The sequence below is a fragment of the Verrucosispora sioxanthis genome (assembly GCF_010560025.1).
Classification (GTDB): domain Bacteria; phylum Actinomycetota; class Actinomycetes; order Mycobacteriales; family Micromonosporaceae; genus Micromonospora; species Micromonospora palythoicola.
This window is the reverse complement of record NZ_SAIY01000008.1, coordinates 77,991-100,985: the sequence shown is the minus strand read 5'-3', so window position 1 is coordinate 100,985 and position 22,995 is coordinate 77,991. Positions and strand designations below refer to the sequence as shown.

General features: G+C 70.8%; 24 protein-coding genes and 1 pseudogene. 10 read left to right on the top strand and 15 right to left on the bottom strand.

Translation table 11 applies throughout. The features are described 5' to 3' along the window. Positions 1-93: 93 nt before the first annotated feature. From ENC19_RS21965 to ENC19_RS21955, 3 genes are all read right to left on the bottom strand, one after another. Complete coding sequence (locus tag ENC19_RS21965; protein WP_164448982.1) at positions 94-1,062, bottom strand: helix-turn-helix domain-containing protein; 969 nt, start codon at positions 1,060-1,062, stop codon at positions 94-96. A gap of 127 nt (positions 1,063-1,189) precedes the next feature. Next, entirely contained in the window at positions 1,190-1,597 is a 408-nt protein-coding gene (locus ENC19_RS21960) for a hypothetical protein (RefSeq protein ID WP_164446304.1), read from the bottom strand. After that, positions 1,594-2,430: an IS5 family transposase gene (locus tag ENC19_RS21955; protein ID WP_164448981.1), complete on the bottom strand. Its 837-nt coding sequence runs from the start codon at positions 2,428-2,430 to the stop codon at positions 1,594-1,596. The genes ENC19_RS21960 and ENC19_RS21955 overlap by 4 nt, the downstream gene beginning before the upstream one ends. A 335-nt stretch (positions 2,431-2,765) precedes the next feature. Here ENC19_RS21955 and ENC19_RS21950 point away from each other — a divergent pair, with 335 nt between their 5' ends. Beyond that, positions 2,766-3,539 (top strand): hypothetical protein, encoded by a 774-nt coding sequence (locus ENC19_RS21950; RefSeq protein ID WP_164448980.1) that lies wholly within the window; start codon positions 2,766-2,768, stop codon positions 3,537-3,539. Positions 3,540-3,761: 222 nt separating this feature from the next. Beyond that, positions 3,762-4,478: a VOC family protein gene (locus ENC19_RS21945; RefSeq protein WP_164448979.1), complete on the top strand. Its 717-nt coding sequence runs from the start codon at positions 3,762-3,764 to the stop codon at positions 4,476-4,478. Positions 4,479-4,525: 47 nt separating this feature from the next. Here the strand turns inward: ENC19_RS21945 and map are convergent, their stop codons facing one another. Then, the gene (map, locus tag ENC19_RS21940; RefSeq protein WP_164448978.1) at positions 4,526-5,344 is read right to left on the bottom strand and encodes a type I methionyl aminopeptidase; all 819 of its coding nucleotides are present in this window, start codon (positions 5,342-5,344) and stop codon (positions 4,526-4,528) included. 79 nt (positions 5,345-5,423) lie between these two features. On the opposite strand from map, the gene ENC19_RS21935 reads away from it, so the two are divergent. Further along, positions 5,424-5,690 (top strand): helix-turn-helix domain-containing protein, encoded by a 267-nt coding sequence (locus ENC19_RS21935; RefSeq protein WP_164448977.1) that lies wholly within the window; start codon positions 5,424-5,426, stop codon positions 5,688-5,690. A gap of 55 nt (positions 5,691-5,745) precedes the next feature. After that, complete coding sequence (locus tag ENC19_RS21930; RefSeq protein ID WP_309245998.1) at positions 5,746-6,216, top strand: HAD domain-containing protein; 471 nt, start codon at positions 5,746-5,748, stop codon at positions 6,214-6,216. Positions 6,217-6,257: 41 nt separating this feature from the next. Here ENC19_RS21930 and ENC19_RS21925 read toward each other — a convergent pair whose 3' ends face one another. Beyond that, positions 6,258-6,722 (bottom strand): DUF4259 domain-containing protein, encoded by a 465-nt coding sequence (locus tag ENC19_RS21925; RefSeq protein WP_164448976.1) that lies wholly within the window; start codon positions 6,720-6,722, stop codon positions 6,258-6,260. An 89-nt stretch (positions 6,723-6,811) separates the two neighbouring features. On the opposite strand from ENC19_RS21925, the gene ENC19_RS21920 reads away from it, so the two are divergent. Together ENC19_RS21920 and ENC19_RS21915 are read left to right on the top strand one after the other, a co-directional pair. Beyond that, positions 6,812-7,564 (top strand): DNA alkylation repair protein, encoded by a 753-nt coding sequence (locus tag ENC19_RS21920; protein WP_166458952.1) that lies wholly within the window; start codon positions 6,812-6,814, stop codon positions 7,562-7,564. A gap of 146 nt (positions 7,565-7,710) precedes the next feature. Further along, positions 7,711-8,535 carry an SAM-dependent methyltransferase gene (locus ENC19_RS21915; protein WP_164448975.1) on the top strand — a complete coding sequence of 275 codons (825 nt, stop codon included), beginning with the start codon at positions 7,711-7,713 and terminating at the stop codon, positions 8,533-8,535. 60 nt (positions 8,536-8,595) lie between these two features. Here the strand turns inward: ENC19_RS21915 and ENC19_RS21910 are convergent, their stop codons facing one another. Further along, complete coding sequence (locus ENC19_RS21910; protein ID WP_164448974.1) at positions 8,596-9,027, bottom strand: hypothetical protein; 432 nt, start codon at positions 9,025-9,027, stop codon at positions 8,596-8,598. Positions 9,028-9,264: 237 nt separating this feature from the next. On the opposite strand from ENC19_RS21910, the gene ENC19_RS21905 reads away from it, so the two are divergent. From ENC19_RS21905 to katG, 3 genes are read left to right on the top strand one after another with little or no spacing between them, the layout of a single operon-like run. Further along, complete coding sequence (locus ENC19_RS21905) at positions 9,265-11,061, top strand: serine/threonine-protein kinase (RefSeq protein WP_164448973.1); 1,797 nt, start codon at positions 9,265-9,267, stop codon at positions 11,059-11,061. Positions 11,062-11,111: 50 nt separating this feature from the next. After that, a complete protein-coding gene (locus tag ENC19_RS21900; RefSeq protein WP_164448972.1) occupies positions 11,112-11,567 on the top strand; it encodes a Fur family transcriptional regulator in 456 nt (151 codons plus the stop codon). Next, positions 11,564-13,840: a catalase/peroxidase HPI gene (gene katG / locus ENC19_RS21895; RefSeq protein WP_164448971.1), complete on the top strand. Its 2,277-nt coding sequence runs from the start codon at positions 11,564-11,566 to the stop codon at positions 13,838-13,840. Before ENC19_RS21900 ends, katG begins: the two co-directional genes overlap by 4 nt. An 82-nt stretch (positions 13,841-13,922) precedes the next feature. Here katG and ENC19_RS21890 read toward each other — a convergent pair whose 3' ends face one another. The 6 genes from ENC19_RS21890 to ENC19_RS21870 form a co-directional block, all read right to left on the bottom strand. Beyond that, complete coding sequence (locus ENC19_RS21890) at positions 13,923-14,765, bottom strand: carbohydrate ABC transporter permease (RefSeq protein ID WP_164448970.1); 843 nt, start codon at positions 14,763-14,765, stop codon at positions 13,923-13,925. Further along, positions 14,755-15,720: a carbohydrate ABC transporter permease gene (locus tag ENC19_RS21885; RefSeq protein ID WP_164448969.1), complete on the bottom strand. Its 966-nt coding sequence runs from the start codon at positions 15,718-15,720 to the stop codon at positions 14,755-14,757. Before ENC19_RS21885 ends, ENC19_RS21890 begins: the two co-directional genes overlap by 11 nt. A 9-nt stretch (positions 15,721-15,729) precedes the next feature. Beyond that, complete coding sequence (locus ENC19_RS21880; protein WP_235945001.1) at positions 15,730-17,001, bottom strand: ABC transporter substrate-binding protein; 1,272 nt, start codon at positions 16,999-17,001, stop codon at positions 15,730-15,732. Between the two features lie 16 nt (positions 17,002-17,017). After that, positions 17,018-18,643 carry an FAD-dependent oxidoreductase gene (locus tag ENC19_RS21875; protein WP_164449126.1) on the bottom strand — a complete coding sequence of 542 codons (1,626 nt, stop codon included), beginning with the start codon at positions 18,641-18,643 and terminating at the stop codon, positions 17,018-17,020. 65 nt (positions 18,644-18,708) lie between these two features. Then, entirely contained in the window at positions 18,709-19,029 is a 321-nt protein-coding gene (locus ENC19_RS30520; protein WP_408058100.1) for a substrate-binding domain-containing protein, read from the bottom strand. Then, positions 18,930-19,694 (bottom strand): LacI family DNA-binding transcriptional regulator, encoded by a 765-nt coding sequence (locus ENC19_RS21870; RefSeq protein WP_235945000.1) that lies wholly within the window; start codon positions 19,692-19,694, stop codon positions 18,930-18,932. The genes ENC19_RS30520 and ENC19_RS21870 overlap by 100 nt, the downstream gene beginning before the upstream one ends. Between ENC19_RS21870 and ENC19_RS21865 the strand changes: the two genes are divergently transcribed. After that, on the top strand, positions 19,654-20,436 hold the full coding sequence (locus tag ENC19_RS21865; RefSeq protein ID WP_164448968.1) for a hypothetical protein: 783 nt from the start codon (positions 19,654-19,656) through the stop codon (positions 20,434-20,436). The genes ENC19_RS21870 and ENC19_RS21865 overlap by 41 nt on opposite strands. 52 nt (positions 20,437-20,488) lie before the next feature. On the opposite strand, the gene ENC19_RS21860 is transcribed toward ENC19_RS21865, so the two are convergent. From ENC19_RS21860 to ENC19_RS31920, 3 genes and pseudogenes are all read right to left on the bottom strand, one after another. Further along, the gene (locus tag ENC19_RS21860) at positions 20,489-21,112 is read right to left on the bottom strand and encodes a DUF1775 domain-containing protein (protein ID WP_164449125.1); all 624 of its coding nucleotides are present in this window, start codon (positions 21,110-21,112) and stop codon (positions 20,489-20,491) included. Beyond that, on the bottom strand, positions 21,109-22,056 hold the full coding sequence (locus tag ENC19_RS21855) for a CopD family protein (RefSeq protein WP_164448967.1): 948 nt from the start codon (positions 22,054-22,056) through the stop codon (positions 21,109-21,111). Before ENC19_RS21855 ends, ENC19_RS21860 begins: the two co-directional genes overlap by 4 nt. 589 nt (positions 22,057-22,645) lie before the next feature. Next, positions 22,646-22,906, bottom strand: a pseudogene (locus tag ENC19_RS31920) (copper resistance CopC family protein); the annotation flags it as partial. Between the last annotated feature and the right edge of the window lie 89 nt (positions 22,907-22,995).

Below are 22,995 nucleotides of genomic sequence, written 5' to 3'. Positions count from 1 at the left end.
GCCAGGGTGTCAGCAGTTCAGGGAGCAATGTCGCACCTTCGCGACAGCGTGAGTTTTCTGCGGACGCACGGTTCTGACGTCTGTGTGCACCGTTCACTCTGGCGGCGCGGTGGCGACGGTTTTCTGCGCGGTGGCCATCTGTCGTGGGGTGACTCCGAATGCCTCACGGAACTTGTTCGTGAAGAAGCTCGGGTTGGCGAAGCCCCAGGCGCGGGCCGTCGCCGCGATGGACGTGTAACGCGGGCGGGCGGCGGTCAGGTCCGCCCGTGCGCCGTGCAGGCGCTGCTCGATGATCGACTGCTCCAGGCTCTGACCCAGTGACTCGTAGAGTTTGTAGAGCGTACGCAACGAGATGGCGTTGGCCGCGGCGATCCGTGCCGGTGTCAGCTCCGGATCTCGTAGGTTGCTGCGGACGTAGGCCTGTACCCGCGCCTGCATCGAGGAGTGCATTGTCTCGCGTAGCCGTCGGCCGTCGCCGGCAGCGGTGAGCACCAGCGCGCGCATCAGCTCGGCGGAGGCGGTGCCCAGCTCGGGCCTCGCACCGCTGCCGATGAGGTCGTCGGCCTGTCCGGTCAGGTGCGCGACGTGACTGCGTACGAGTTCGTAGAGCGGACTGACCCGCAGTTCACGCGCGGCCCGGTGGATCGCATCCCGGGGAACGCCCAGGTGATCGGCGTCGACGTGCAGTGCGTAGGAGGCCCCACCGCCTCGCCAGCCATAGACGTACGGCAGGGAGAGGTCGACAAGCATGAGGTCACGCGGTCCGAACACGCGTCCCTCCCGCGCCCACATCAGATGGTTGTCGGTTCGCATCGGCAACGCCAGAACGATCGACGACTCGTCCGAGGCCCGGGCGATCCGGGGGGTGCGGCGCAGGGTCGTGCCGGAGGCCTCGATGTTGAACACCTTCGCTCGGCCGAAGTCGAAGACGGTCATCTTCGCCTCGATCGCGGCCGGATCCTCGAACGAGGCCATGCTGGCGGAGCAGTTACCGCTGACCGTGGCCTGAAACGCCTCCGCGCGCTCTCGTGGGGGCAGCGACCGCGTGTCGAGAACGAGCATGACTTCCCATCCGATCCTGAGCGGTCGCGTGCCGGCGCGTAACGCGGCGGCAACTGGGCCGTATCAATAGCCGCGCAGATGGAGAAACCCCGCTGCTCCGATCGCTGTCAGAGGGCGGTTCGGAGTGTTAGGTCCGTTTCTGGCTGAGGGTGAATACTCCGGGTTCGTCTTCGGTGAGGACGTGGCGGTTGACCATGCGTTTCAGCTTGGCGCGGGTGCCTTCGACGTTCTTCGGTGAGGGTTCGACGCCGAGGGCGAGGCAGATGCCTTTGGCGCGCATGCCGGCGGGCGCGGTGCCAAGGATGTGCAGGATCTGCTGGTAGGGCCCGCTGGCGATCGTCGGGTCGTCGGCGGTGAACTCGTCGGCGGCGAGAGTGCGCAGGGTGGTGCGGGTGGTCGCGAGGTCGGCCAGTTCGCCGTCGAGGCGGGCGAGTTCGCCGGTCAGTGCGGTGATCTGCTCGCGGAGCCGGTCGGCGCGTTGGCGTGCGGTGGTCTCCCGGTCGGTGATCAGGTCGAGGACGGTGGGAAGGTTCACCGGTGCCGCCAGGAGGGTGTGCTGGTCCCGGTCAGCCGCCGCACGATGTTCGCCGTCGACGCCCACAGGGTTCGTGACACCGAGGACTCTGGGCGGCTCTCGTACTCGCGCACGAGGCGGCGGTGCAGCATCAGCGTGCCGTTGACCTGCTCGACGATCCACCGCTTACGGATCGGCACGAACCCGGGCCGGGTGTCGGAGCGTTTGACGACCTCGACGTCGACCCCGAGGACGGCGCCGTGCAGGGCGAGGTCCTGTTTGAACCCGGCGTCGACCCAGGCGCGGCTCACCGTCGGGGTGTGTGCGACGACTTTGTCGAGCAGCCGGATGCCGATGGTGTTGTCGGTGACCGACGCTGCGGTGACCACGACCGCGATGACCAGCCCCAACGCGTCCACTGCCAGGCCCCGCTTACGCCCGGACACCTTCTTGGCCGCGTCCTTGCCGGTCGTCGCGGCCGGAATGTGGTTCGCCGCCCTGATCGACTGGGTGTCCAACACGACCGCGCTCGGATCCTCCTGACGACCGACTTTTTCCCTGGCCTGGCAGCGCAGCAGATCGTGGATCACCTGGTCGGTGCCGTCGTCGCGCCACAGGGCGAAGTAGTAGTAGGTGGCCGACTTCGGCGGCAGGTCGTGCGGCAGGTACGCCCACTGACAGCCCGTCCGGTTCTGGTAGAAGATCGCGTTCACGATCTCCCGCAGGTCGTAGTCGCCTGGCTGGCCCGACACCGAGACCGCGACGCGCTTGGTCTTCCACGCCTGTAGGAACGGCCCGATCAGCTCCCACTGCTCGTCGCTGACATCGCTCGGGTACGGCTTTCGATCACCCATGATCGGGCTAACGCCGCAGCCGCCTCACAGTCACGACCAAGACTCACATCCCATAGATCGACCTGGTGCTGTAACAACAGCGAACCCGCCGGAAGGCCGCCAACCGGACGCAATGCATTAGACCAGATCAAGTTACTGCGGACCGCCCTCTCATGGCACAACGGCGAATGGAACGACGAGGTCGGATTCAGTATGCGCCGCGCCGAGGTCCAGGACAACGCCAGCCGCGAGGGGGTGCGTCCCACAAGGAGATTGAACTTCTGCTATATATGGGAGCGCTTCCGCCGTAGCCCTCGTCACGCTGCGGTGGCGGGAAAGCAGTCGATGGAGGAAACATGCGCAACCTACTTGCCGCGTTGACCGTTCTGATGGTCGGCGCCACGCTCGGCAGTGTCCCGACCGACGCCGCCGGTGCCTCCCACCGAGGCTCCTGCACCCGCCACCTGCTCTTCTGCGAGGACTTCGAGCGCCTGCCGCCCGGCGGTGCGAGCACCCTGGACTGGGGCATCGACACGCGCAACGGCACGCTCACCGTCGAACGTGCCCGCCGCGGCAATCAGGTGCTGCACATCCACACGGTCGACAACGGCCGTGCCTTCCTGCGCGTCGACGACTTCGCCGCGCCCGGCAACCGCTTCTACGGCCGGATGCGGCTGCGCGTCGACGCCTTTCCCACCGGCCCCGACTGGGCGCACTTCACCCTCGTGGAGGCGACCGGCACCGGCAGCTCGGAGATCGTCCGTCCGATCGGCGGCCAGTACGCACCCACGGTCCCCGGAATCTTCTGGGGCGTCGGCGCCGACGGCGGGCCGACCGGCGACTGGACCAACTGGCGCGAGTCCGCCCCGGTGGTCGAAGACACCTGGCAGTGCTTCGAGTGGCACCTGGATCCGGCGGACAATCGCGTCGCGGTGTGGATCGACGGGGTGGCGAACCCGGAACTGACCGCATCCACCACCGAACACGGCGGCAACGACGTGCCGTTCGTCCTGCCGACGGTGAACACCGTGAAGATCGGTTGGCAGCTCTACCAGGGTGGCACCACCCCGGGCGAGTTCGACCTCTGGATCGACGACGTCGCCCTGTCGACCAGGCGCCTCGGCTGCTGACCCCTGCTGGCGGGACATGACCGGAGGATCCTGCCGGCGCCGGCACACCTCTGCTCCCGCGCTACCGGCCGAACGGCCGGTCGGGGTCTGTCGCCGTGCACAGACCGTGCCGGGTGTCGCCGAATATTCGGCGACGCCCGGCATCGAGTTCCCCTACGCTCCACCCGAACGGCGGCGGCTGGCGAGCTGCCGACGGTGCTCAGCCGACGATCGGGGAATGCGATGTCCTGTCAGTTGGTCGCCGTCTGTTTCGACGCGAGCCAACCGATGCGCCTGGCGCGGTTCTGGGCCGGCCTGCTCGACCGGCAGATCGTCCATGATGGCGGCGGTGCGTCTCTCCCCGGCACTGACACGCAGCTCGGCCTCCGGTTCGTGACGAGCCACGCGAAGCGTGTCGGGCAGAACCGGCTGCACCTGCACCTGCACCTCACCAGCGCCAGCCCGGCCGACCAGCGGCAGACGGTGGCCACCGCGCTCGCCCTCGGTGCCGCCCACGTCGACCTCGGGCAGCGTCCGGAGGAAGGACACATCGTCCTGGCCGACCCCGAGGGCAACGCGTTCTGCGTGATCGAGCCGGGCAACAGGTTCCTCGCCGGCTGCGGCTTTCTGGGTGAGATAGCCTGCGACGGCACCCGGGAGGTCGGCCTCTTCTGGAGCGCCGCGCTCGGCTGGCCACTGGTGTGGGACCAGGACCAGGAGACCGCCGTGCAGGCACCGGGCGGCGGTACGAAGGTCGCCTGGGGAGGTCCGCCCGTGGCACCGAAGCAGGGGAGGAACCGGCAGCGCTTCGACCTGGCGCCGCCGGCTGACGGTCATCAGCGGTCGGAGGTCGACCGGCTGGTGTCCCTCGGCGCCACGTGGATCGAGGCCGGCGAGGATGGCGCGGTCGTGCTGGCCGACCCCGACGGCAACGAGTTCCGTGTCATGAGGCGTCGTTAGTCCGGTCCCGACCCGCCGGTCCCGGCGACCGTCCGGCTGTGGAGCGGTCAGGATGCGGCGGCGGACTTCGCGGCAGGGCCGGCGGAGCCGGTGTCGTGGGTGGGACGGCGGGTCAGCACCCGGGGGCCGGAGGCCGTGATGGCGACCGTGTGCTCGGAGTGTGCGGTGCGGGAACCGTCGGCCGACCGGATCGTCCAGCCGTCCTTGTCATACCTGATCTTGTCGGTGGAGCCACAGAGCCAGGGCTCGATGGCGATGGTGAGGCCGGGCTCCAGTTTCAGGCCGCGACGAGGGCGGCCACTGTTGGCCACATGCGGGGCTTCGTGCATGGTACGGCCGATGCCGTGGCCGCCGAACTCGCCGTTGACCCGGTAGCCGTAGGAGTGGGCGACCTCGCCGATCGCGGCGGAGATGTCGCCCAACCGGCCGCCGGGCTGGGCGGCGGTGATGGCAGCCTCCAACGCGACCTCGGTGGCCTCGATCAGCCTCAGATCGGCCGGGTCCGGGGTGCCGACGATGACGGACAGCGCGGAGTCGGCGACCCAGCCGTCGATGCCGACCGCCATGTCGATGCTGAGCAGATCGCCGTCCCGTAGGACGTAGTCGTGGGGGAGACCGTGCAGCACCGCGTCGTTCACCGACAGGCACAGCACGTTGCGGAACGGACCACGGCCGAACGAGGGGGCATAGTCCCAGTAGCAGGACTCGGCACCGCGTTCGGCGATTCGACGGCGAGCGTGGTGCTCAAGGTCCAGCAGGTTGACGCCGACCGCCGCGACACCGCTCAGCTCGGCCAGCAACTCGCCGACGAACCGGCCGGTCACTGCCATCCGTTCGATTTCCTCGGCCGACTTGAGTTCGATCATGAAAGCCTCCCTCGCCCCCTGTCGGTATTTTTATACCACGTCACGGTAGGGCCGCCCGGAAGGGGCTATCCTCCTTCGCATGGTCCGCCAACCACTCACCGCCGAGCAGATCGCCGCAGGGCAGCGCCTCGGCGCCGCCCTGCGAGCCGCCCGGGCCGGCCGCAGCCTCGTCGACGTGGCCCTGGCCGCCGGCATCTCGCCCGAGACGCTCCGCAAGATCGAGGCGGGCCGCCTGCCCGCGCCGGCGTTCGGCACCGTCGTCTGCCTCAGCCAGGCCCTCGATGTCCCCCTCAGCGACCTGGCCGAGGTCTGGCGGGCCGACCTGCCCGTCCGCCAGGCGTCCTAGGGTCCCTTCCGACCTCGTGCGTCCGTTGAATCCCCACCGCGCGGGACGGCCCGACGTGCCCGTCATCTTCCTGGACCTCGACGGCGTACTGAATCCCTTCGCGGCACCCACCTGTCCCGACGGCTACCAGGAACGCGTCCTCTTCGACGGTGAAGATCCGCAGCGCTACTGCGTGGCGCACGCCGACTGGATCCGGGACCTGGCCGCCGCCGGTGAGCTGTGGTGGGCAACGGGTTGGGGCGAGGCGGCCAACGAGATCTACCTGCCGCTGCTCGGAGTCGCGCCGCTGCCGGTGGTCGGCTTCCCACCGGTGCCGTTCGATCCTGAACTCAAGGTGCCGGCCGTGGATGCCGTGGCCGCCGATCGACCGGCAGCGTGGCTCGATGACAACCACACCGCCGTCGGCCGGCGGTGGGCCGCTGCCCGTTCGGTACCGACCATGCTCGTGTCGATCGATCCCGCGATTGGTTGGACCCGAGCGGACGTCGAGCGCGTGCTCACCTGGGCGGCATCCCTGCCCAGGTGAACACGGGTCGCACGGAGTCCCGAGAGGCCCTCCGTCCTACCTCACCGAGCTGTGATCCGGTCGACCGCATACCCACCCGTCCCGGATCGGGCCGTCAGTGTCCGGCGCAGCTCGCGGACGGTGTCGAAGGCCCGGTTGTCGTCGTCGGCGAATGCCTCGTGCCACAGGTCGTGCCATTCGGAATTCGCGGACATGATCCGGTCGAGCGCGTTCGCGGCCAGCGCGGGCAGGTCGGCGGGCAGGTCGAGTCGGCCGCCGTTGCGGAGGACCTCCGGCGCGTACGGTGAGCTGATGGGTTGCCCGCCGGGCAGATGCGCGGCCACGATCGCGGCTGCGGCGATCGCCTCGCAGGCGATGTCGGCGTCGAGGTAGTCCTGCTCGACGGCCGCTCGGTTCAGGGCCGTGCGGACCAGCACCGGCCGCTGGGCGGCGTCGGCGTCATCCAGCTCGCCACACCAGTCGGCGGCGGTGTCGTTGTCGAACGGTCCACTGTCCCAGGCACCCATGAAACCTCCCTCGATCGGTCGCGCCGCATTCTGGCACCGGCCACCGACAGGCTTCGACCCACGCGATTCGGCGTACCCTGCGGTGACGGATGGCGGGTGACGGACAGGGGGCAGCGGTGGTCGAGAAGACGCTGACCGGGACGACGGTGGCGCAGGTGATGGCGGAGTTGGCCGAGCTCGCGGACCCGAGGACGCGCGAGGTGAACGAGCGGCACGGCGATGATCACGGGGTGAACCTCAGCAAGTTGCGTGCCCTTGCGAAGCGGTTGAAGACCCAGCAGGACCTCGCGGAGCAGTTGTGGCAGACCGGCGACACCGCGGCGCGCCTCCTGGCGATCCTGATCTGCCGCCCGAAGGCGTTCGAGCGCGACCAGTTGGACACCATGCTGCGCGAGGCGCGTCGACCCAAGGTGCACGACTGGCTGGTGAACTACGTGGTGCGGAAGAGCCCGCACGGCGAGGAGCTGCGCCGGGCGTGGTTGGCCGATCCGGATCCGGTCGTCGCCAGCGCCGGCTGGGCGTTGACCACCGACCGGGTGGCCGCGAAGCCTGCGGGCCTCGACCTCACCGCGCTGCTCGACGTCATCGAGGCGGAGATGAGGGACGCTCCGGATCGCCTGCAATGGGCCATGAACCACTGCCTGGCGCAGATCGGGATCGAGCATGCCGGGCACCGCGCCCGCGCGATCGACATCGGGGAACGTCTGGGTGTGCTCAAGGACTACCCGACCTCACCGGGCTGCACCTCACCGTACGCGCCCACCTGGATCGCGGAGATGGTACGCCGACAGCACGAGGCCGAGGCGGACCGGCGCGAGCGCGCTGTCGAGGTGACCATTTAGGATGGTCGGCGGCGTCGGCCGCGGGATGTCGAGCAGGTGCGGCGGCACGCCGACCGATCCCGCTTCGACGTTGGACCACCCGCAGTCCGGCGCTCGGCCCAAGCGGTTCGGCCGACCGTGATCCGGTGTGGACGAGGAGACGAACTGTGGCGAACGAAGAGGTGGCGCCGGCCGGGGTCGACATGAGCGTGCCGAGCATCGCTCGGGTGTACGACTACATGCTCGGCGGCAAGGACAACTTCGCGGTGGACCGCGCCGTCGCCGAGCACGCGCTCCGGATCACGCCGGACGGCCCGCAGGCGGGCCAGGCGAATCGGGCCTTCCTGCGTCGGGCGGTGCGCGTCCTCACCGAGCAGGGCATCGGGCAGTTCCTCGATCTCGGTTCCGGTCTGCCCACCCAGGGCAATGTGCACCAGGTGGCCCTGCGCCACGACCCGCAGGCGCGGGTGGTCTACGTCGACAACGATCCGATCGTGCTGGCGCACGGTCGGGCGCTGCTGGCCGACGCCGGAACCGCGACGGTGGTCCAGGCCGACATCCGGTCGCCGGAGGCCATCCTGGAACACCCGGAGGTCCGCAGGTTCCTGGACTTGGACCGCCCCGTCGGGCTGTTGCTCTTCGCTATTCTGCACCACCTCACGGACGACGAGAACCCGAAGGCGGTGGCGGCGAGGTTGATCGACGCCCTGCCGTCGGGCAGCTACGTGGCGATCTCCCACTTCCGTGATCCCGGCGACCGGCACCCCGACGCCTCCCGAAAGGCGCGTGAGGTCGAACGCATCTTCAACGAGTCCCTCGGCACCGGTCGTTGGCGTACCGACGAGGAGATCCTCTCCTTCGTCGAGGGCCTGGAGTTGCTGGAACCGGGCCTGGTGCCGGTGGCCGCGTGGCGACCGGACCCGGACGAGGCCGCGCCGGAGCAGAGCGACACCTACCACACCTTCGTCGGGCTCGTCGCGCGCAAGCCGTGATGCCGCGATCGGCCTCCTCCGGGTGGCCGCATCTACCGCGGCCGGCTACTCCGGGTGCCGTCACCGCCACACGGTGACCTGACTGGCCACCAGCGCCTTCTGTCCTTCGAACGTGCGGTAGGCCGCCGGGTCGGTCAGGTGGTGGCGGGCCGCGAGGCGGCGGTACGAGAAACGGACCACGGTCCCTTCCGCGCTGAGCAACTGCGGCGGGGTCGCCTCCACTGGCCGCCGGGTCAGGACGAGCAGGCTGCGGTCGGCCAGGTCGACGTCCCGTACGACGAGCGCCCGCTCGTCGACGACCTGATCCACGGTCGCGGTCACGGTCAGTGCGTCACCCACGTCGACCTTGGCGAGGGTGTTCGGCGGGCTGGTGCCGGTGGACGGTGGTGGTGGTTCCGCCTCCGGCTCGGGGGCGCAGCCGGTGACGGCGAGCACAGCTGCCAGCGCGGTGGCGAGTGCTGCGTGCCGGACGCCGTACGGAACGTCGCTCATGTCGTCGCCTCCTCGAAACGGTGCCTGTGCTCAGAGATGCCCCGTGGGATGACGAGCGCCGCGCGAACGTGTGACGGTCGCATGACATCGCGAGTCGACCTTCTCCAACTGATTGACCAGGGGTTTTCCCGCCTCCGGCCGGGGGTAGCGCGTTAGTCGACAGGGGCGGTGACCGGACACGATCCGCCCACCGGACACCCCGGCGGGGGTGCGCGACCGGAGCGGGAGGTTGTGCTCGTGCGATGCCTGCAGCGGCGTTACCGGCTCGACGAACCGGTCGGCCGGGGCGGCATGGCCACCGTCTGGCGCGGCTACGACCTGCGCCTGCAGCGCACGGTCGCGGTGAAGCTGCTGTCGGCACCGCTGCTGGGCGACCCCGCCGCCCGGGACCGCATCCGCCGCGAGGCGCTGGCCGCGGCACGGCTCGACCACCCCGGAGTCGCCCGGGTCTACGACTACGGTGAGCAGCGGCATCTGACCCGGACCCCCACCCCGTTCCTGGTGATGGAGTTTGTCGCCGGATCGACGCTGGCCGCCCGCCTCCGGGCCGCCGGCCCGTTGCCGCCGGACGAGACGCTGCGGATCGGTCAGCAGGTGGCGGCGGCCCTCGCCGCCGCCCACGAGCAGGGCATCGTGCACCGGGACGTCAAGCCCGGAAACATCATGCTCACCGAGAGCGGCGTGAAGGTGGTCGACTTCGGCATCGCGGTCGGCGCGGGCGACGACCCGGCGGAGCCGGACGGGCAACTCTGGGGCACCCCCAGCTATCTGCCGCCGGAGTTGACCGCCGGAGCGGAGGCGGTACCGGCGGGCGACGTGTTCGCCCTCGGCGTCGTCCTCACCGAGTGCCTCACCGGGCAGTCACCACAGCGGTCCCCGCACGAACCGGTGTCCGTCCCCGACGTCGGGGGACTGTCCGCCTCCCACGCGCACCTGATCGGTCGGTGCCTGGCGGCCGACCCGGACCGGCGTCCGGACGCGGCCGACCTCGCCGAGGCGCTGACCGGTGCGACCCTGGCCGTGCGGCCCGCGCCGGGTGCGGTGGCCACCCGGGTCGCCGTACCCACCCAAACGGTCGCCGGCCCCACCAGGCCGGCCGACGGACCTGCCCGGCGGTCGGCGGTCGCCCGGCGGCGGCGCGGGCTGCTGTTCGCCGCCCCCGCCGCCGCGGCGGCCGCGCTGGCCGGGATCCTGCCCGGACTGCTCGCCGCCGAGGAAGGGTCGGCCGACCCACCCGCCGCCGAGGCCGGCTGCACCGTGCAGTACCGGGCACAGCAGGCGGCCGACGGACGCTTCCTGGCGCGGATCAGCGTGACGGGAACCGGGCGACCGGGGACCGGGCAGCGGGCGCTGACCTTCACCCTCCCGGCCAGTCAGCGCCTTCTCGACGTGCGCGGTGCTGCCTGGACGCACCACGAGCGGCGGGTCACCCTCCGGCTGGACGCGCCGGCGGAACCGGGTACGGACGCGACGGCGACCCTGCACGGCCGGGTGGAGTCCGGTGGGCACGAGACACCGGAGCGGTTCAGCCTGGCGGGCGTCGCCTGCGAGCATGCCGACACCCACGTTCGGACAGCGGTGCTGGCTTCCGCGTCGGCCGAGCCGGCGGCATCGACGGAGGGGACCACCCGGGTCCGATCGGGTACGCCGGAACGGGACCGCCCGGCTCCGGACGGCGGCGGAGGCGGATCGGGTCGGTCCGACGCCCAGCCGTCGGACGAACCGTCGGCGACGCCGTCGGACACGCCGGCCACCTCGACACCGACCACCTCGACACCGACCACCTCCGCTCCGCCGCCCACGCCGAGCCCGTCGGCGACCACCAGCCCCACGGCCAGCCCCTCGGCGACGTCGAGTCCGACGGCGACCGCGCGCCCGTCCACCCCGCCCCCGCCGGACCCGACCTCGCCACCGACCACGGAACCCGCCGAGACCACGGCGCCCACCCCCACACAGACGTCTCCCACCACCTCGGTGACCTCCACCACGTCGGCGGCGGACGAGGACGGCGGCACCGACGACACGAACTCCTGATCCACCCGAAAACTTGATTGATTCCAGAAGAGTCGAGTAGGTTCGTCGGCATGACGGCCGACTTCGAGGCGCAGCTGCGGGCGGTCTCGTTGCGCGTGACCCGGCCCCGCGTGGCGGTGCTCGCGGCGCTGCGCGACCACCCGCACGTCGACACCGACACCGTGATCCGGCTGGTCCGTGCCGATCATCCCACCGTGTCCCACCAGGCGATCTACGATGTGCTGCGGGCGCTCACCGACGCCGGTCTGGTGCGGCGCATCCAGCCCACCGGGGCGGTCGCCCGCTACGAGTCCCGGGTGGGAGACAACCACCATCATGTCGTCTGCCGCTCCTGCGGTGTGATCGCCGACGTGGACTGCGCCGTCGGCTACGCCCCCTGTCTGACCGCCTCCGACGACCACGGTTTCGCGGTCGACGAGGCGGAGGTCGTCTACTGGGGCATCTGCCCCGACTGCGCGACCGCACGCACCACAAGTGAACCGCCAGGTCGGAAGGAAGCACATTGAGCAACGCAGAGCACGACGCCCCGTCCAGCGCCCAGGGCGTGGACGCCAAGGCGGCGGCCGGCTGCCCGGTCGCGCACGACTCGGTGACCGCCCACGGAAGCGAGAGCGAGAACCCGGCGATCGACTCGCCGACCCCGAAGACCGGCGGTCGTCCGCGGACGAACCGGGACTGGTGGCCCAACCAACTGGACCTCTCGGTGCTGCACGCCCACTCGTCGAAGGGCAACCCGCTGGGGGAGGACTTCAGCTACGCCAAGGAGTTCGCCAAGCTCGACGTCGAGGCGCTCAAGCGGGACATCACCGAGGTCCTGACCACCTCGCAGGACTGGTGGCCGGCCGACTTCGGCCACTACGGCGGCCTCATGATCCGGATGAGCTGGCACGCCGCGGGCACCTACCGCATCGAGGACGGACGCGGTGGCGCCGGTGACGGCGGTCAGCGCTTCGCCCCGCTCAACAGCTGGCCGGACAACGCCAACCTGGACAAGGCCCGTCGCCTGCTGTGGCCGGTCAAGCAGAAGTACGGCCAGCAGATCTCCTGGGCCGACCTGCTCGTGCTCGCCGGCAACGTGGCCCTGGAGTCGATGGGCTTCAAGACCTTCGGTTTCGGCTTCGGCCGCGAGGACGTCTGGGAGCCCGAGGAGATCTTCTGGGGTCCGGAGGACACCTGGCTCGGTGACGAGCGCTACGTCTCCGAGCAGGAGATGTCGCAGGGCGTCGGCGCGACCGAGATGGGTCTGATCTACGTCAACCCCGAGGGCCCGCGCGGCAACGCGGACCCGCTCGCCGCGGCGCACTTCATCCGGGAGACCTTCGCCCGGATGGCGATGAACGACGAGGAGACCGTCGCGCTGATCGCCGGTGGTCACACCTTCGGCAAGACCCACGGTGCCGGTGTCGCCGACGACCACGTGGGCCCCGAGCCCGAGGGCGCGCCGCTGGAGTCGCAGGGCCTGGGCTGGCTGAGCACGTACGGCAGCGGCAAGGGCGCCGACACCATCACCAGCGGCCTCGAGGTCACCTGGACCGACCGGCCGACGCAGTGGAGCAACCGCTTCTTCGAGATCCTCTTCGGCTACGAGTGGGAACTCACCACCAGCCCCGGTGGCGCCAAGCAGTGGGTCGCCAAGGACGCCGAGGCGATCATCCCGGACGCCCACGACCCGTCGAAGAAGCACAAGCCCACGATGCTCACGACCGACCTGTCGCTGCGCGTCGACCCGGCGTACGAGAAGATCTCCCGCCGGTTCCTGGAGAACCCGGACGAGTTCGCGCTGGCCTTCGCCAAGGCGTGGTTCAAGCTGCTGCACCGCGACATGGGCCCGGTCAGCCGGTTCCTCGGACCGTGGGTGCCGGAGCCCCAGCTGTGGCAGGACCCGGTGCCGGCCGTCGACCACGAGCTGGTCGGTGACGCCGACATCGCGGCGCTGAAGGCGAAGGTGCTGGACTCCGGCCTGACCACCGCCCAGCTGGTCAGCACCGCCTGGGCCTCGGCCGCGAGCTTCCGGTACACCGACAAGCGCGGTGGTGCCAACGGCGCCCGGATCCGCCTCGAACCACAGCGCAGCTGGGAGGTCAACCAGCCGGAGCAGCTCGCCACGGTGCTCAGCACCCTGGAAGGCATCCAGCAGGAGTTCAACGCGGCGGGCGGGGCCAGGATCTCCCTCGCCGACCTGATCGTGCTGGCCGGTTCGGCCGCCGTGGAAAAGGCCGCGCGCGACGCCGGTGTCGAGGTCACCGTCCCGTTCCACCCGGGCCGCACCGACGCCAGCCAGGAGCAGACCGACATCGAGTCGTTCCGGGTTCTGGAGCCGCGCGCCGACGGGTTCCGCAACTACCTGCGTCCGGGTGAGAAGACCCAGCCGGAGGTGCTGCTGATCGACCGGGCGTACATGCTCAACCTGACCGCGCCCGAGATGACCGTCCTGATCGGCGGCCTGCGTTCCCTCGGTGCCAACGTCGGCGACAGCCGGCACGGCGTGCTCACCGACCGGCCCGGCGCGCTCACCAACGACTTCTTCCGCAACCTGCTCTCCACGGGCGCGCGGTGGAAGGCGTCGGAGTCCGAGGAGCACGTCTACGAGATCCGTGACGTGACCACCGACCAGGTGAAGTGGACCGCTACCGCGGTCGACCTCATCTTCGGCTCCAACTCCCAGCTCCGGGCGCTCGCCGAGGTCTACGCCAGCGACGACGCGCGCGGCAAGTTCGTGGCCGACTTCGTGGCCGCCTGGACCAAGGTGATGGAACTCGACCGGTTCGACCTCGCCTGATCCGACATCCACCTGACGAGCCCCGGGCGATCAGCGACGATCGCCCGGGGCTCGCCGCACCTGAGGTCCGCGAGGGTGCGCGTCAGCCCTTCAGGCCGGTGTGGGCCAGGCCCTCGATGAACTGCCGTTGCGCGATCACGAAGATCACCAGGATCGGGATGGCGGTCATCGACGCCGCCGACAGCTGTACGTCCCACATCGGCCCGCCGTAGGCGTCCACGAACTGGGTCAGCGCCTGCGGAAGGGTGAACTTCTCCGGTGTGGAGAGGAAGACGATCGGCTCCAGGTACAGGTTCCAGCTGTGCAGGAAGGTGAAGATCGCCACCGCGCCGAGCGCCGGGCGGGCCAGCGGCAACGCGATGCGCCAGAAGGTGGCGAACCGGCCCAGCCCGTCCACCCGTGCCGCCTCCTCCAACTCGGCCGGCAGGGTGATGAAGAACTGCCGCATGATGAAGGTGGCCAGCACGCTCGGCGCGCCCAGGATCGGCACCAGGATCAGCGGCCAGTGGGTGTCCACCATGCCCCACGAGTTGAACATCCGGAACAGCGGGACGATCGTCACCTCACTCGGGATGAGCAGCCCGACCAGCACCACCACGAACAGCACCTGCTGGCCCCGGAAGCGGATCCGGGCGAAGGCGTACCCGGCCAGCGACGACACGGCCAGGGTGCCGACGGTGACCACCGCCGCGATGTACCCGCTGTTGAGGTACTGCTGCGCGAACGGTTGCAGCTCGAAGACCCGACGGTACGCCGAGAGGCTGGCCTCGGTCGGGATCAGCGACGGTGGAAAGGCGAAGATGTCGCCTACCGGTTTCACCGACGAGGTGACCATCCACCAGGTGGGGAAGACGAAGGGCAGGGCCAGCAGGCAGAGCGCGCCGTAGAGCGCGACCCTGGCCCGTACCGAGAGCCTACTGTTCATGGAAGACCCACCTCCTGCGCATCCGCCACTGCACGACGGTGAGCACCAGCACGATCAGGAAGAGCAGCACCGACAGCGTGGCCCCGTAGCCGAACTGGTGGAACTGGAACGCCCGCTGGTACAGGTAGTAGACGAGCACCGTGGTCGAGGTGCCCGGCCCGCCCTGGGTGAGCACGGCGATCTGGGCGAACACCTGCAACGACCCGACCACCGTGATGATCGAGGTGAGCAGGATGGTGGGGCTGATCAGCGGCACGGTGATCCGCCGGAACCGGGTCCAGGCGTTCGCGCCCTCGACCCGGGCCGCCTCGTACAGCTCCGCCGGCACGCCCTGCAGGGCGGCCAGGAACAGCACCATGTTCAGGCCGACGTTCTTGACCACCTGCACCACGATCACCGACAGCAGGGCCGTCCAGTCGCCGCGCAGCCAGTTCGGCCCGTCCACACCGGCCACGCCCAACGCCCCGTTGACACCGCCGTTGTCCTGGAGCAGGAACCCCCACACGATCGTCCAGGCGACAAGCGAGACGACCACCGGGGAGAAGAACAACGTCCGGAACACGACGGTTCCCCGCAGTCGCTGGTTCAGCAACACCGCGAGCAGCAGGGCCAGGCTGAGGTTGAACATCACCAGGCCGGCCGAGAACAGCGCGGTGACCCGCAGCACCGACGGCAGGTTGGGGTCGTCGGCCATGGCCTGGTAGTTGCCCGCGCCGACGAACTCGAAGGTGCCGGCGAGCACGTTCCACTCGTGCAGGCTGTACCAGAAGACCAGCCCGAGCGGGATCAGCACGAACAGCACCGAGCCGACAAGCTGCGGCGCGACGAAGAGCAGCCCGGCGAGCTGGTCGCGGCGGCGGGTCGTCCACCAGCCGCACCGCCGGTGCGGGGTGGCCTCGCCGGGGGCGGACCGGTCACCGGCCCGCCCCACGCTGTCCCTGGTCAGGACCGACATCGAGGATCCCTACTTCGCCAGCAGCGGGTTGATCGCGGTGCAGACGCCGTCGAGTACGCCCCGCACGTCGGCCTCCGGCCGCCACAACGGGTCCAGCGCGGCCCGGACCGCCTGGTTCAGCTCGGCCTGCCCGGTGTGGCTGGGCTTGACCACCCCGTCGGCGATCCCGTCGATCACCACTTCCTGCAACTGCTCCGGGCTCAGCAGCGGGTTGGTCTTGGCGAGGGTCTCGGCGGTGAGCAGCGAGGTACGCGGCGGCGGGAAGAACTGCGCCAGTTTCGCCGAGTTGGCCGGGTTGGTCAGGTACGCCAGGAAGTCGGCGGCGGCCTCGGCGTTGCGGCCCTGCTTGAGCACGCCCATGCCGCCCTGGCCGATCACCGCGTACTCGCCCTTCGGGCCGGCGGGCAGCGGCACCAGGTCCCAACCGAACTTCTGCCCGTCCAGCAGCGACGCGCGGGAGATCTGGGTGATGGTCATGCCGGCGTCACCGGCGAAGAAGTCGGCGGTGGTACCCGGGCCCGGCAGCGCCTTGTCGACGAAGATCCCCCGGTGCAGGACGGTCATCGCCTCCACCATCTCGGGCGAGTTGAAGCCGCAGGTGCGGCCGTCCTCGCTCCACGCCTGCGCGCCCCAACCGGTCCACACGGTGGACAGGAAGTCCCAACCCTTGTAGTCGAAGTCGCGGACCACCAGACCCGCCTTGCCGGTCTCCGCCCGCACCGCCTTGGCGGTGGCCAGCGCGTTCTGCCAGGTCCACTGGCCGGCGGCGATCAGCTCGGCCGGGCTGCGCGCGCCGGAGGACTTCACCAGATCGGTGTTGACGAACACCCCGAACGGCGAGGTGGAGAAGGGGTACGCGTACAGCTTGCCGTCGGCCTGCCACAGCTTCGTCGCGGCCGGGGCGAGCTCGTCGAAGCCGTACCCCTCGGTGCCTTTCAGGGTGTCGTCAAGCGGCACCAGCGCGCCCGAGGTGACGAAGTCGGGCGCGGAGTTCTCCAGCACCCAGGCCAGGTCCGGTGGGTTGCCGCCGGCGATCTGGGTGGTCAGGGTGGTGGTGTAGCTCTCGAACGGGATCGGGTCGAAGGTGACCCCGGCGACGTCCGGGTTCGTCGCGGTGTACTCGGCGGCGATCTCGTCGAACAGCTTCAGGTGGGCCTCGTTCGCCGACCAGGTGGTCATCCGCAGCGTGACCGGGCCGTCGGACTCGGCGGCGTCGCCGCCGCAGGCGGTCAGGCCGAGCAGCGCGGTGAGCGCGACGACGGCCGTCAACCGGTTCCTCATCAGGTTATGTCCTTCCTCAGTAGCCGGCGATGTCGGGCCAGCGCAGCTCGACACCGGAGTCGGCGAGGCGGTTCTGGAAGTCGGCCAGCAGGCCGGGGGTGTAGCGCACCGCGCGGGGGGTGACCCGCCGGGCCAGGCAGAAGTCCGCGAGCAGACCGGCGACCTCGCCGACGTTCCACTCCACGGGGTGCAGGCGGTAGGAGCCGTTGGTGATGTGTGTGGTGCCGATGTTCTTGCCGGCGGGCAGCAGGTTCTCCACCCGCCGGGGGATCAGCGCGCCGAGCGGGATCTCGAAGGGGCAGGAGGCCACGTCGATGTAGTTGTCGCCGCCGGTGGAGGGGTGCAGGTCGATGCGGTACATGCCGACCCCGACCGAGTCGGCGTAGCTGACCGCGCCCTTGTCGCCCCGGATCTCCAACGAGAGGTCCTGCTCGACGACGGTGTACTCGGCGCGGATGCGGCGCGACTCCCGGATGTAGGGCGCCTGGGCCAGACCGCTGTGGGTGACGTCCCCGCCGGTGGCTGCGGTGCCGGTGCCGGTGACGTCGCCGCGCAGCCGCAGGCTGGGGAAGCCGGTGCCGCCGTCGGCGCGGGGCGCCTCGGTCTGGAGCCAGTAGAGCACCGACAGGGACAGCTCCCGGGCCGCCGTGATTTGCGCGTCCGGATCGGGTACGTCGATGACCGGCTGCTCGAAGTAGTCGAGCATCGGCCAGTTGACCAGGCAGATGTCGCTGTCGTACGAGCCGGGGACGAAGTTGCGCCGGGCGGCGATCCGGCGGAACGTCCACAGGTTCCCGTCGCCGGGACTGACCCGCTGGTCGGCCTGGACCAGCCAGGGATCGTCGTCCGGATTCGGGGTGAAGCTGCGTTCGGAGATCGCCAGGGTGCGCGGGTTGGGGGAGCGGAACGACAGCATCCGGTCCCCCCAGAACGGCGGCCGGTACGCCCGCCAGAAGTCGTAAGCCGCCGGTTTGTCGATGGTGTGGTCGCCGTCGACGTGGTCGACCGCGAAGCACACCGACACCGCCTGCATGTTCGTCGGCTGTGCCTGCTCCGGCGCGCTCGGTTCACCGGTGTCGGCGCGGGACTCGAAGCCGGTGACGTACTCGGTGCCGGTCAGCGGCAGCAACTCGCCGGTCTCGGTGGCGTCCAGCACGTACGGCGCGGTCAGGAACAGCCGCTCCCCGGTGTGCCGGTGCGCCACGGTGACCCCGGTGACCCGGTCACCGTCGGTCTCGGCGGCCACCGGCCGGTACGGCTGGAGCACCCGCAGCCGCCCGGATCCCCGGTACGGCCCCAGCATGGCTTCCAGCACCGCCACCGCGACCCGGGGTTCGTGGCAGAGTCGACTGACGTGCCCGGCGCCCGGATTGAGCGCGGTGGTGCGCCGCGCCCGGTCGGTGAGCGGATACCAGCGCCGGTAGTGCTCCCGGATGCCGTCACGCAGCGCCCGGTAGCTGGCGGTGACGCCGAAGCGCTCCACCCAGGAATGCTCGTCCGGCGGCACGGCCTGGCTGGTGAGCTGCCCGCCGAGCCAGTCGTACTCCTCGGTCAGCAGCACGCTGCGGCCGGCGCGCAGCGCGGCCAGGGCGGCGGCGACGCCACCGAGCCCACCGCCGACGATCAGTACTTCGGCCTGCATCTCGGGCACGGTCGGTCCTCTCATGAACGGTCAGCGCCGCCAGTGACGGCATGGCGACGGGGGGATCAGGGTCGGGGTGGCAGGAGGGTTACGCCGTCGACCGGTTGGCACGGCAGCAGCCGCTGGGTCACGGTGCCGGGCATCGCGGCGAGCAGTCCGGTGAGCACCTCGACGGCCTGCCACCCCATCTCGCGGCGGGGGATCCGGAAGCCGGTGAACTCCCGGTCGCTGGTCGTCGGTCGGGTCGGGTCGCCCAGGGCCAGGATGGACAGGTCGGCGGGCACGGTCAGGCCGCGCTCGGCGGCGACGGTGGCCAGGGCGACACCGTCGGCGTACTCCTCGACCACCACGGCGGTGACCCCGGCGTGCAGCAGCGCGTCGAGCAGGTCGGCGGGGAGCGGTCGGTGGGTTCGTGCCGGGCCGGCAGCCGCGCCGCGTCGAGGGCGGCCCGGTAGCCGGCGAACCGGTCGGTGTGTGACTCCGGGCCGGCACCCTGGCCGAGGTACGCCAGCCTGGTGTGGCCGGCGTCGAGGGCACGCCGGACCACGTCGGCGGTGGCGGTGACGTAGTCCGCCCCGACGTACGGCACCGGTCCGCCCGCGTCGTCGCGTCGACCGACGGAGACGAACGGATGCCCCTCGGCGACCAGCCGGCCCAGCTCGTCGCGGTCCAGCGAACGACCGAGCAGGACACAGCCGTCGGCCAGCCGCAGCCGGTTGTCGTCGTGGAAGATGCGCCGCCGGCCGTCGGTGACGGGGGCGCTGGTGAGCAGCAGCAGGTCGCAGCCGAGGCGTTCGGCGGACTCCTCGATGCCGACCAGGAACGGGTGGTAGAAGTCGCCGGTGCCGGCCGGGAACACCGGCTCGTAGGTGAAGACGCCGAGGATCCGGTTGTGCCGGGCGGCGAGCCGCCGGGCCACCGGGTCGGCGACGTACCCGGTGGCCCGGATGGCGCCCAACACCCGTTCCCGGGTCTCCGGGGCGATCCGGACGCTGCCGTCGTCGCGGCCGTTGAGCACCAGCGAGACGGTCGCCTGGCTGACGCCGGTCATCCGGGCGATATCCTGCTGGGTCACCCGCCTGCGCGATCCGGCCTACGCCGACCGGCTCGAAGGCCCCTACACCGAACACCCCGCCAACCCGATCGTCGACCGGGTGCTGCCCACCACCACGGTCAGCCACGTCTCCTCACCGCACGTGGTGTGGAACGCCTCCACCAGGGAGTTCTTCCTCTACTTCCACGGGGAGAACTTCACCACCCGGGTGGCCCGCTCCCGCGACGGCATCACCTTCACCAACGAGACACCGATTCTGAGCACTCGGCTGGTGCCGAACACCACCGAGACCTCGTACGCCCGGGTCTTCGAACACTCGGTCGCCGGGAAGAACAACAAGTACGTCATGCTCTTCATGGGCGCGCACACCGTCGGCCCGGGCACCCGGAAGATCTTCTGGGGATGGTCACCGAACGGCTGGGACCAGTGGCAGTTCGCCCCGAACCCGCTGATCTCGCCGGCCGGCGACGGATTGACCGACATCTCCAGTCCGCACCTGCTCAAACGCAACGGCACCAGCTACGTCGCCTACCACGGCAACGACGGCCGCATCCGGCTCACCGAGGTCGGCAACAACTTCGACCGGGAGGTGCACCTCGGGGTCTTCCACGCCCCGATCGCCTCCGACAACGGTCGGGTCGCCGCGCCGGCCTTCGGCACCGACGGTGGCGTCTCGTACATGATCTACGAGGCCGGCCCTCGGCTGGACGCCCGCATCTGCATCGCCCGCGCCGTCTGAGCGGTGCGCGGAGGTCGCCCCGTACCGGTGGTCCTGGCCCGTTGCCGGACGGTCACCACCGCCGGACGGTGACGAAACCGGCGAGCGCCGCGGCGGCGACGAAGGTGACGACCACGGCTGACGCCTGACCCAGAGTGGCGCCACCACCCTGGGTCGGCTCCGTGCCGCCGGCCGCCGCGTCCGGCGGCGCGGCAGGCACCTGCGGCTGCTCGGCGAGCACGGCGTTGGTCGCGATCAACCGGGGTGCCGGATGCTCACTGTCGGCGGTGATGTCGATCCAATCGTACGAACCACCGTCGGCGCACCGCTGTAGTACCGGGAAGGTGAGGGTGTCCCCGGCCCGGGCCACGATCCGGGTGGTCACGCCCACCTCGGCGGTCTCCCGGCCGGGTCCGGTGAAGGTGACTCGCTGACCGGCGACCGTGGCGGTCCAGCCCTCCGGTGGCACGGTGCCGGACGCGGTCACCCCGTCCGGCAGGGCGACGACCAGTTCGGTGGTTGGGGAGTCGTCGCAGCTGTGGTCGAAGCTGAACGTCAGCGTTGTCGTACCGTCACCGTTCGGCTGCGCGCTCGCGACCTCGACATGGGCGGCGGCAGGTACGGCGCCGAGCACCAGGTACCCGATGGAGCCGGCCACCACCAGGCCCGCCATCCCGATCCATCGCCGTGGGCTCATCGCACGTCCACCGTGAACCGGGCGATCGGATTCTCGTACTTCGAGGTCCGCACGCTGGCCTGCACCACCCACGAGCCGGCGAGGGGCAGGTCGACGACGGCCTCGTACCGGCCCGGGCCGGTGGACGCCAACGTCCGTTCCAGCGGGCCGATGTCCATCGCCGGCAGCAGCACCGTCAGCTTCGGGTCCGCCACCGGGACCACGGGCTGACCGGCGGCGTCGACGAGTTCCAGTTCCATCGAGTTCACTCCTACCTTTCCGGGGGTGAACCGGGCGACCGCGCGACCCGTGCCGAGCGGCGTCTCCACCACTGTCGGACCGGTGGCGGCGTCCGCCGCCGGTCGGGGCGCGGCCTCGACGACCGGGCTCTGTGTGACCAGGAACCCGGTGGCGACGACGACACCGACAAGCAACGCGGCCTCCACCCGGACGGTGCGGCGCAGCAGCCGCCAGGCCACCTCGGAGCCGTCGTCCCGGTCGGCGGCGACGACGCGGGGCACGAGGCGAAACCGGTTGTGGGCGGCGACGAGGAGCACCACGACGGTCAGCGCGATCTTGGCGAGCAGCGCCAGACCGTACGAGGTGGCCCACAGTGCCTCCCAGGACCGCAGGATGCGCCACGCGAGCAGCAGTCCGGCGGCGCCGAGCAGGCCGACCAGGACGGCGGCGATACGGGAGAACGCGGACACCGCCCGGACTGCCGCGCCTGCCCCCAGGTCGACCGACCGGCTCAGAGTCCAAGGCAGTGCCACCAACCCGCCCAGCCACACCCCGGCGGTGCTGACGTGCAGGATGTCGGCCGGAACGACCAGCCAGGCCGGACCGTAGGTGCGGGTATGCCCGACCAGGGCGACCGCTCCCCAGGCGAGGGTGACACCGGCGAACGCGAGAGCGGCCAGCACGGCGGGTCGAGCCGGTCGGCCGCCGGGGACGGCGGACCCCACGTCCGTCTCCGCCTCGACGACTGCCGGGCCTCCCGGCAGCGGCGGTGTCTCGACGACAACGGGCTCCTGGGGCGGTGCCCCGGGGATCCGGACCGCTGTGCCGCCGGTGTCCCGACGGCGGCTGCGGTGGCAGGCTCCGGCGCGCCCGCATCCCGGCGGCGGCGGTGGCGGGCTGCTGGATTGCCGGTGCGCCGGCGGCTGCCGTGGCCCACAGTGCGACGCCCAGCCCGAGGACGACCAGCACCGAACTCAGCGCCTCCTCCGACCGCAGACCGGTCAGCCACTGGGCCCCGTCGATGAGCCCGGTCAGTTCGCCACCGTCCTGCCATGCGGGGACGGCCGGCACCAACACCAGCCGGGCCAGCACGGTCAGGCCCGCCGACCAGCCGGCGAGCCGCAGCAGCCGCCGCCGCAGGATCGGTGCCTCCGCGCGCAGCAGTACGAGCAGGAAGACCAGCAAACCCGCACCGACCAGCAGGCCGAGGTAGGCGACCGCCTCGGCCGTTTGGCGCAGGAGGTCCAGGGCGCGGCTCGGGCTGCTCTCCGGCAGCGCGACTGCCGCGCTGCTCGGCGCACCGACGGCGAAGCTGAAGCCCCCGGATACGGGATGACTGTCCGCCGAGATCACCCGGAACGCCACGATGTAGGTGCCACTGGCCAGGTCCGGTGGGACGGTCAGGACCACGGTGGTGTCGACCGACCGGCTGTCGGTGGACAGTTCCTCGCCCGCCGCATCGAGGAGCCGGACCCCGCCGGGGCGTACCGTCACCGGCTCGTTGAACGTCAGTGACACCTCGGCCGGGACGGTGGCCAGCACGGCACCGTTTGCCGGGTCGGTGCCCAGCAGCACCGCGTGGGCGGCGGCCGGCGTCGCCGGCGCGACAGCGGCCAGCAGGCCGAGCAGCGCGGCGAGCGCGGCGGTCCACGCCCGCCGCGCAC

What these genes read in the sequence shown, in the direction of transcription:
- ENC19_RS21965 (WP_164448982.1), bottom strand. Translation starts at nt 1,062, where the DNA reads ATGCTCGTTCTCGACACGCGGTCGCTGCCCCCACGAGAGCGCGCGGAG.
- ENC19_RS21955 (WP_164448981.1), bottom strand. Translation starts at nt 2,430, where the DNA reads ATGGGTGATCGAAAGCCGTACCCGAGCGATGTCAGCGACGAGCAGTGG.
- ENC19_RS21950 (WP_164448980.1), top strand. Translation starts at nt 2,766, where the DNA reads ATGCGCAACCTACTTGCCGCGTTGACCGTTCTGATGGTCGGCGCCACG.
- ENC19_RS21945 (WP_164448979.1), top strand. Translation starts at nt 3,762, where the DNA reads ATGTCCTGTCAGTTGGTCGCCGTCTGTTTCGACGCGAGCCAACCGATG.
- map (WP_164448978.1), bottom strand. Translation starts at nt 5,344, where the DNA reads ATGATCGAACTCAAGTCGGCCGAGGAAATCGAACGGATGGCAGTGACC.
- ENC19_RS21935 (WP_164448977.1), top strand. Translation starts at nt 5,424, where the DNA reads ATGGTCCGCCAACCACTCACCGCCGAGCAGATCGCCGCAGGGCAGCGC.
- ENC19_RS21925 (WP_164448976.1), bottom strand. Translation starts at nt 6,722, where the DNA reads ATGGGTGCCTGGGACAGTGGACCGTTCGACAACGACACCGCCGCCGAC.
- ENC19_RS21920 (WP_166458952.1), top strand. Translation starts at nt 6,812, where the DNA reads ATGGCGGGTGACGGACAGGGGGCAGCGGTGGTCGAGAAGACGCTGACC.
- ENC19_RS21910 (WP_164448974.1), bottom strand. Translation starts at nt 9,027, where the DNA reads ATGAGCGACGTTCCGTACGGCGTCCGGCACGCAGCACTCGCCACCGCG.
- ENC19_RS21900 (WP_164448972.1), top strand. Translation starts at nt 11,112, where the DNA reads ATGACGGCCGACTTCGAGGCGCAGCTGCGGGCGGTCTCGTTGCGCGTG.
- ENC19_RS21890 (WP_164448970.1), bottom strand. Translation starts at nt 14,765, where the DNA reads ATGAACAGTAGGCTCTCGGTACGGGCCAGGGTCGCGCTCTACGGCGCG.
- ENC19_RS21885 (WP_164448969.1), bottom strand. Translation starts at nt 15,720, where the DNA reads ATGTCGGTCCTGACCAGGGACAGCGTGGGGCGGGCCGGTGACCGGTCC.
- ENC19_RS21880 (WP_235945001.1), bottom strand. Translation starts at nt 17,001, where the DNA reads ATGAGGAACCGGTTGACGGCCGTCGTCGCGCTCACCGCGCTGCTCGGC.
- ENC19_RS21875 (WP_164449126.1), bottom strand. Translation starts at nt 18,643, where the DNA reads ATGCAGGCCGAAGTACTGATCGTCGGCGGTGGGCTCGGTGGCGTCGCC.
- ENC19_RS21870 (WP_235945000.1), bottom strand. Translation starts at nt 19,694, where the DNA reads ATGACCGGCGTCAGCCAGGCGACCGTCTCGCTGGTGCTCAACGGCCGC.
- ENC19_RS21860 (WP_164449125.1), bottom strand. Translation starts at nt 21,112, where the DNA reads ATGAGCCCACGGCGATGGATCGGGATGGCGGGCCTGGTGGTGGCCGGC.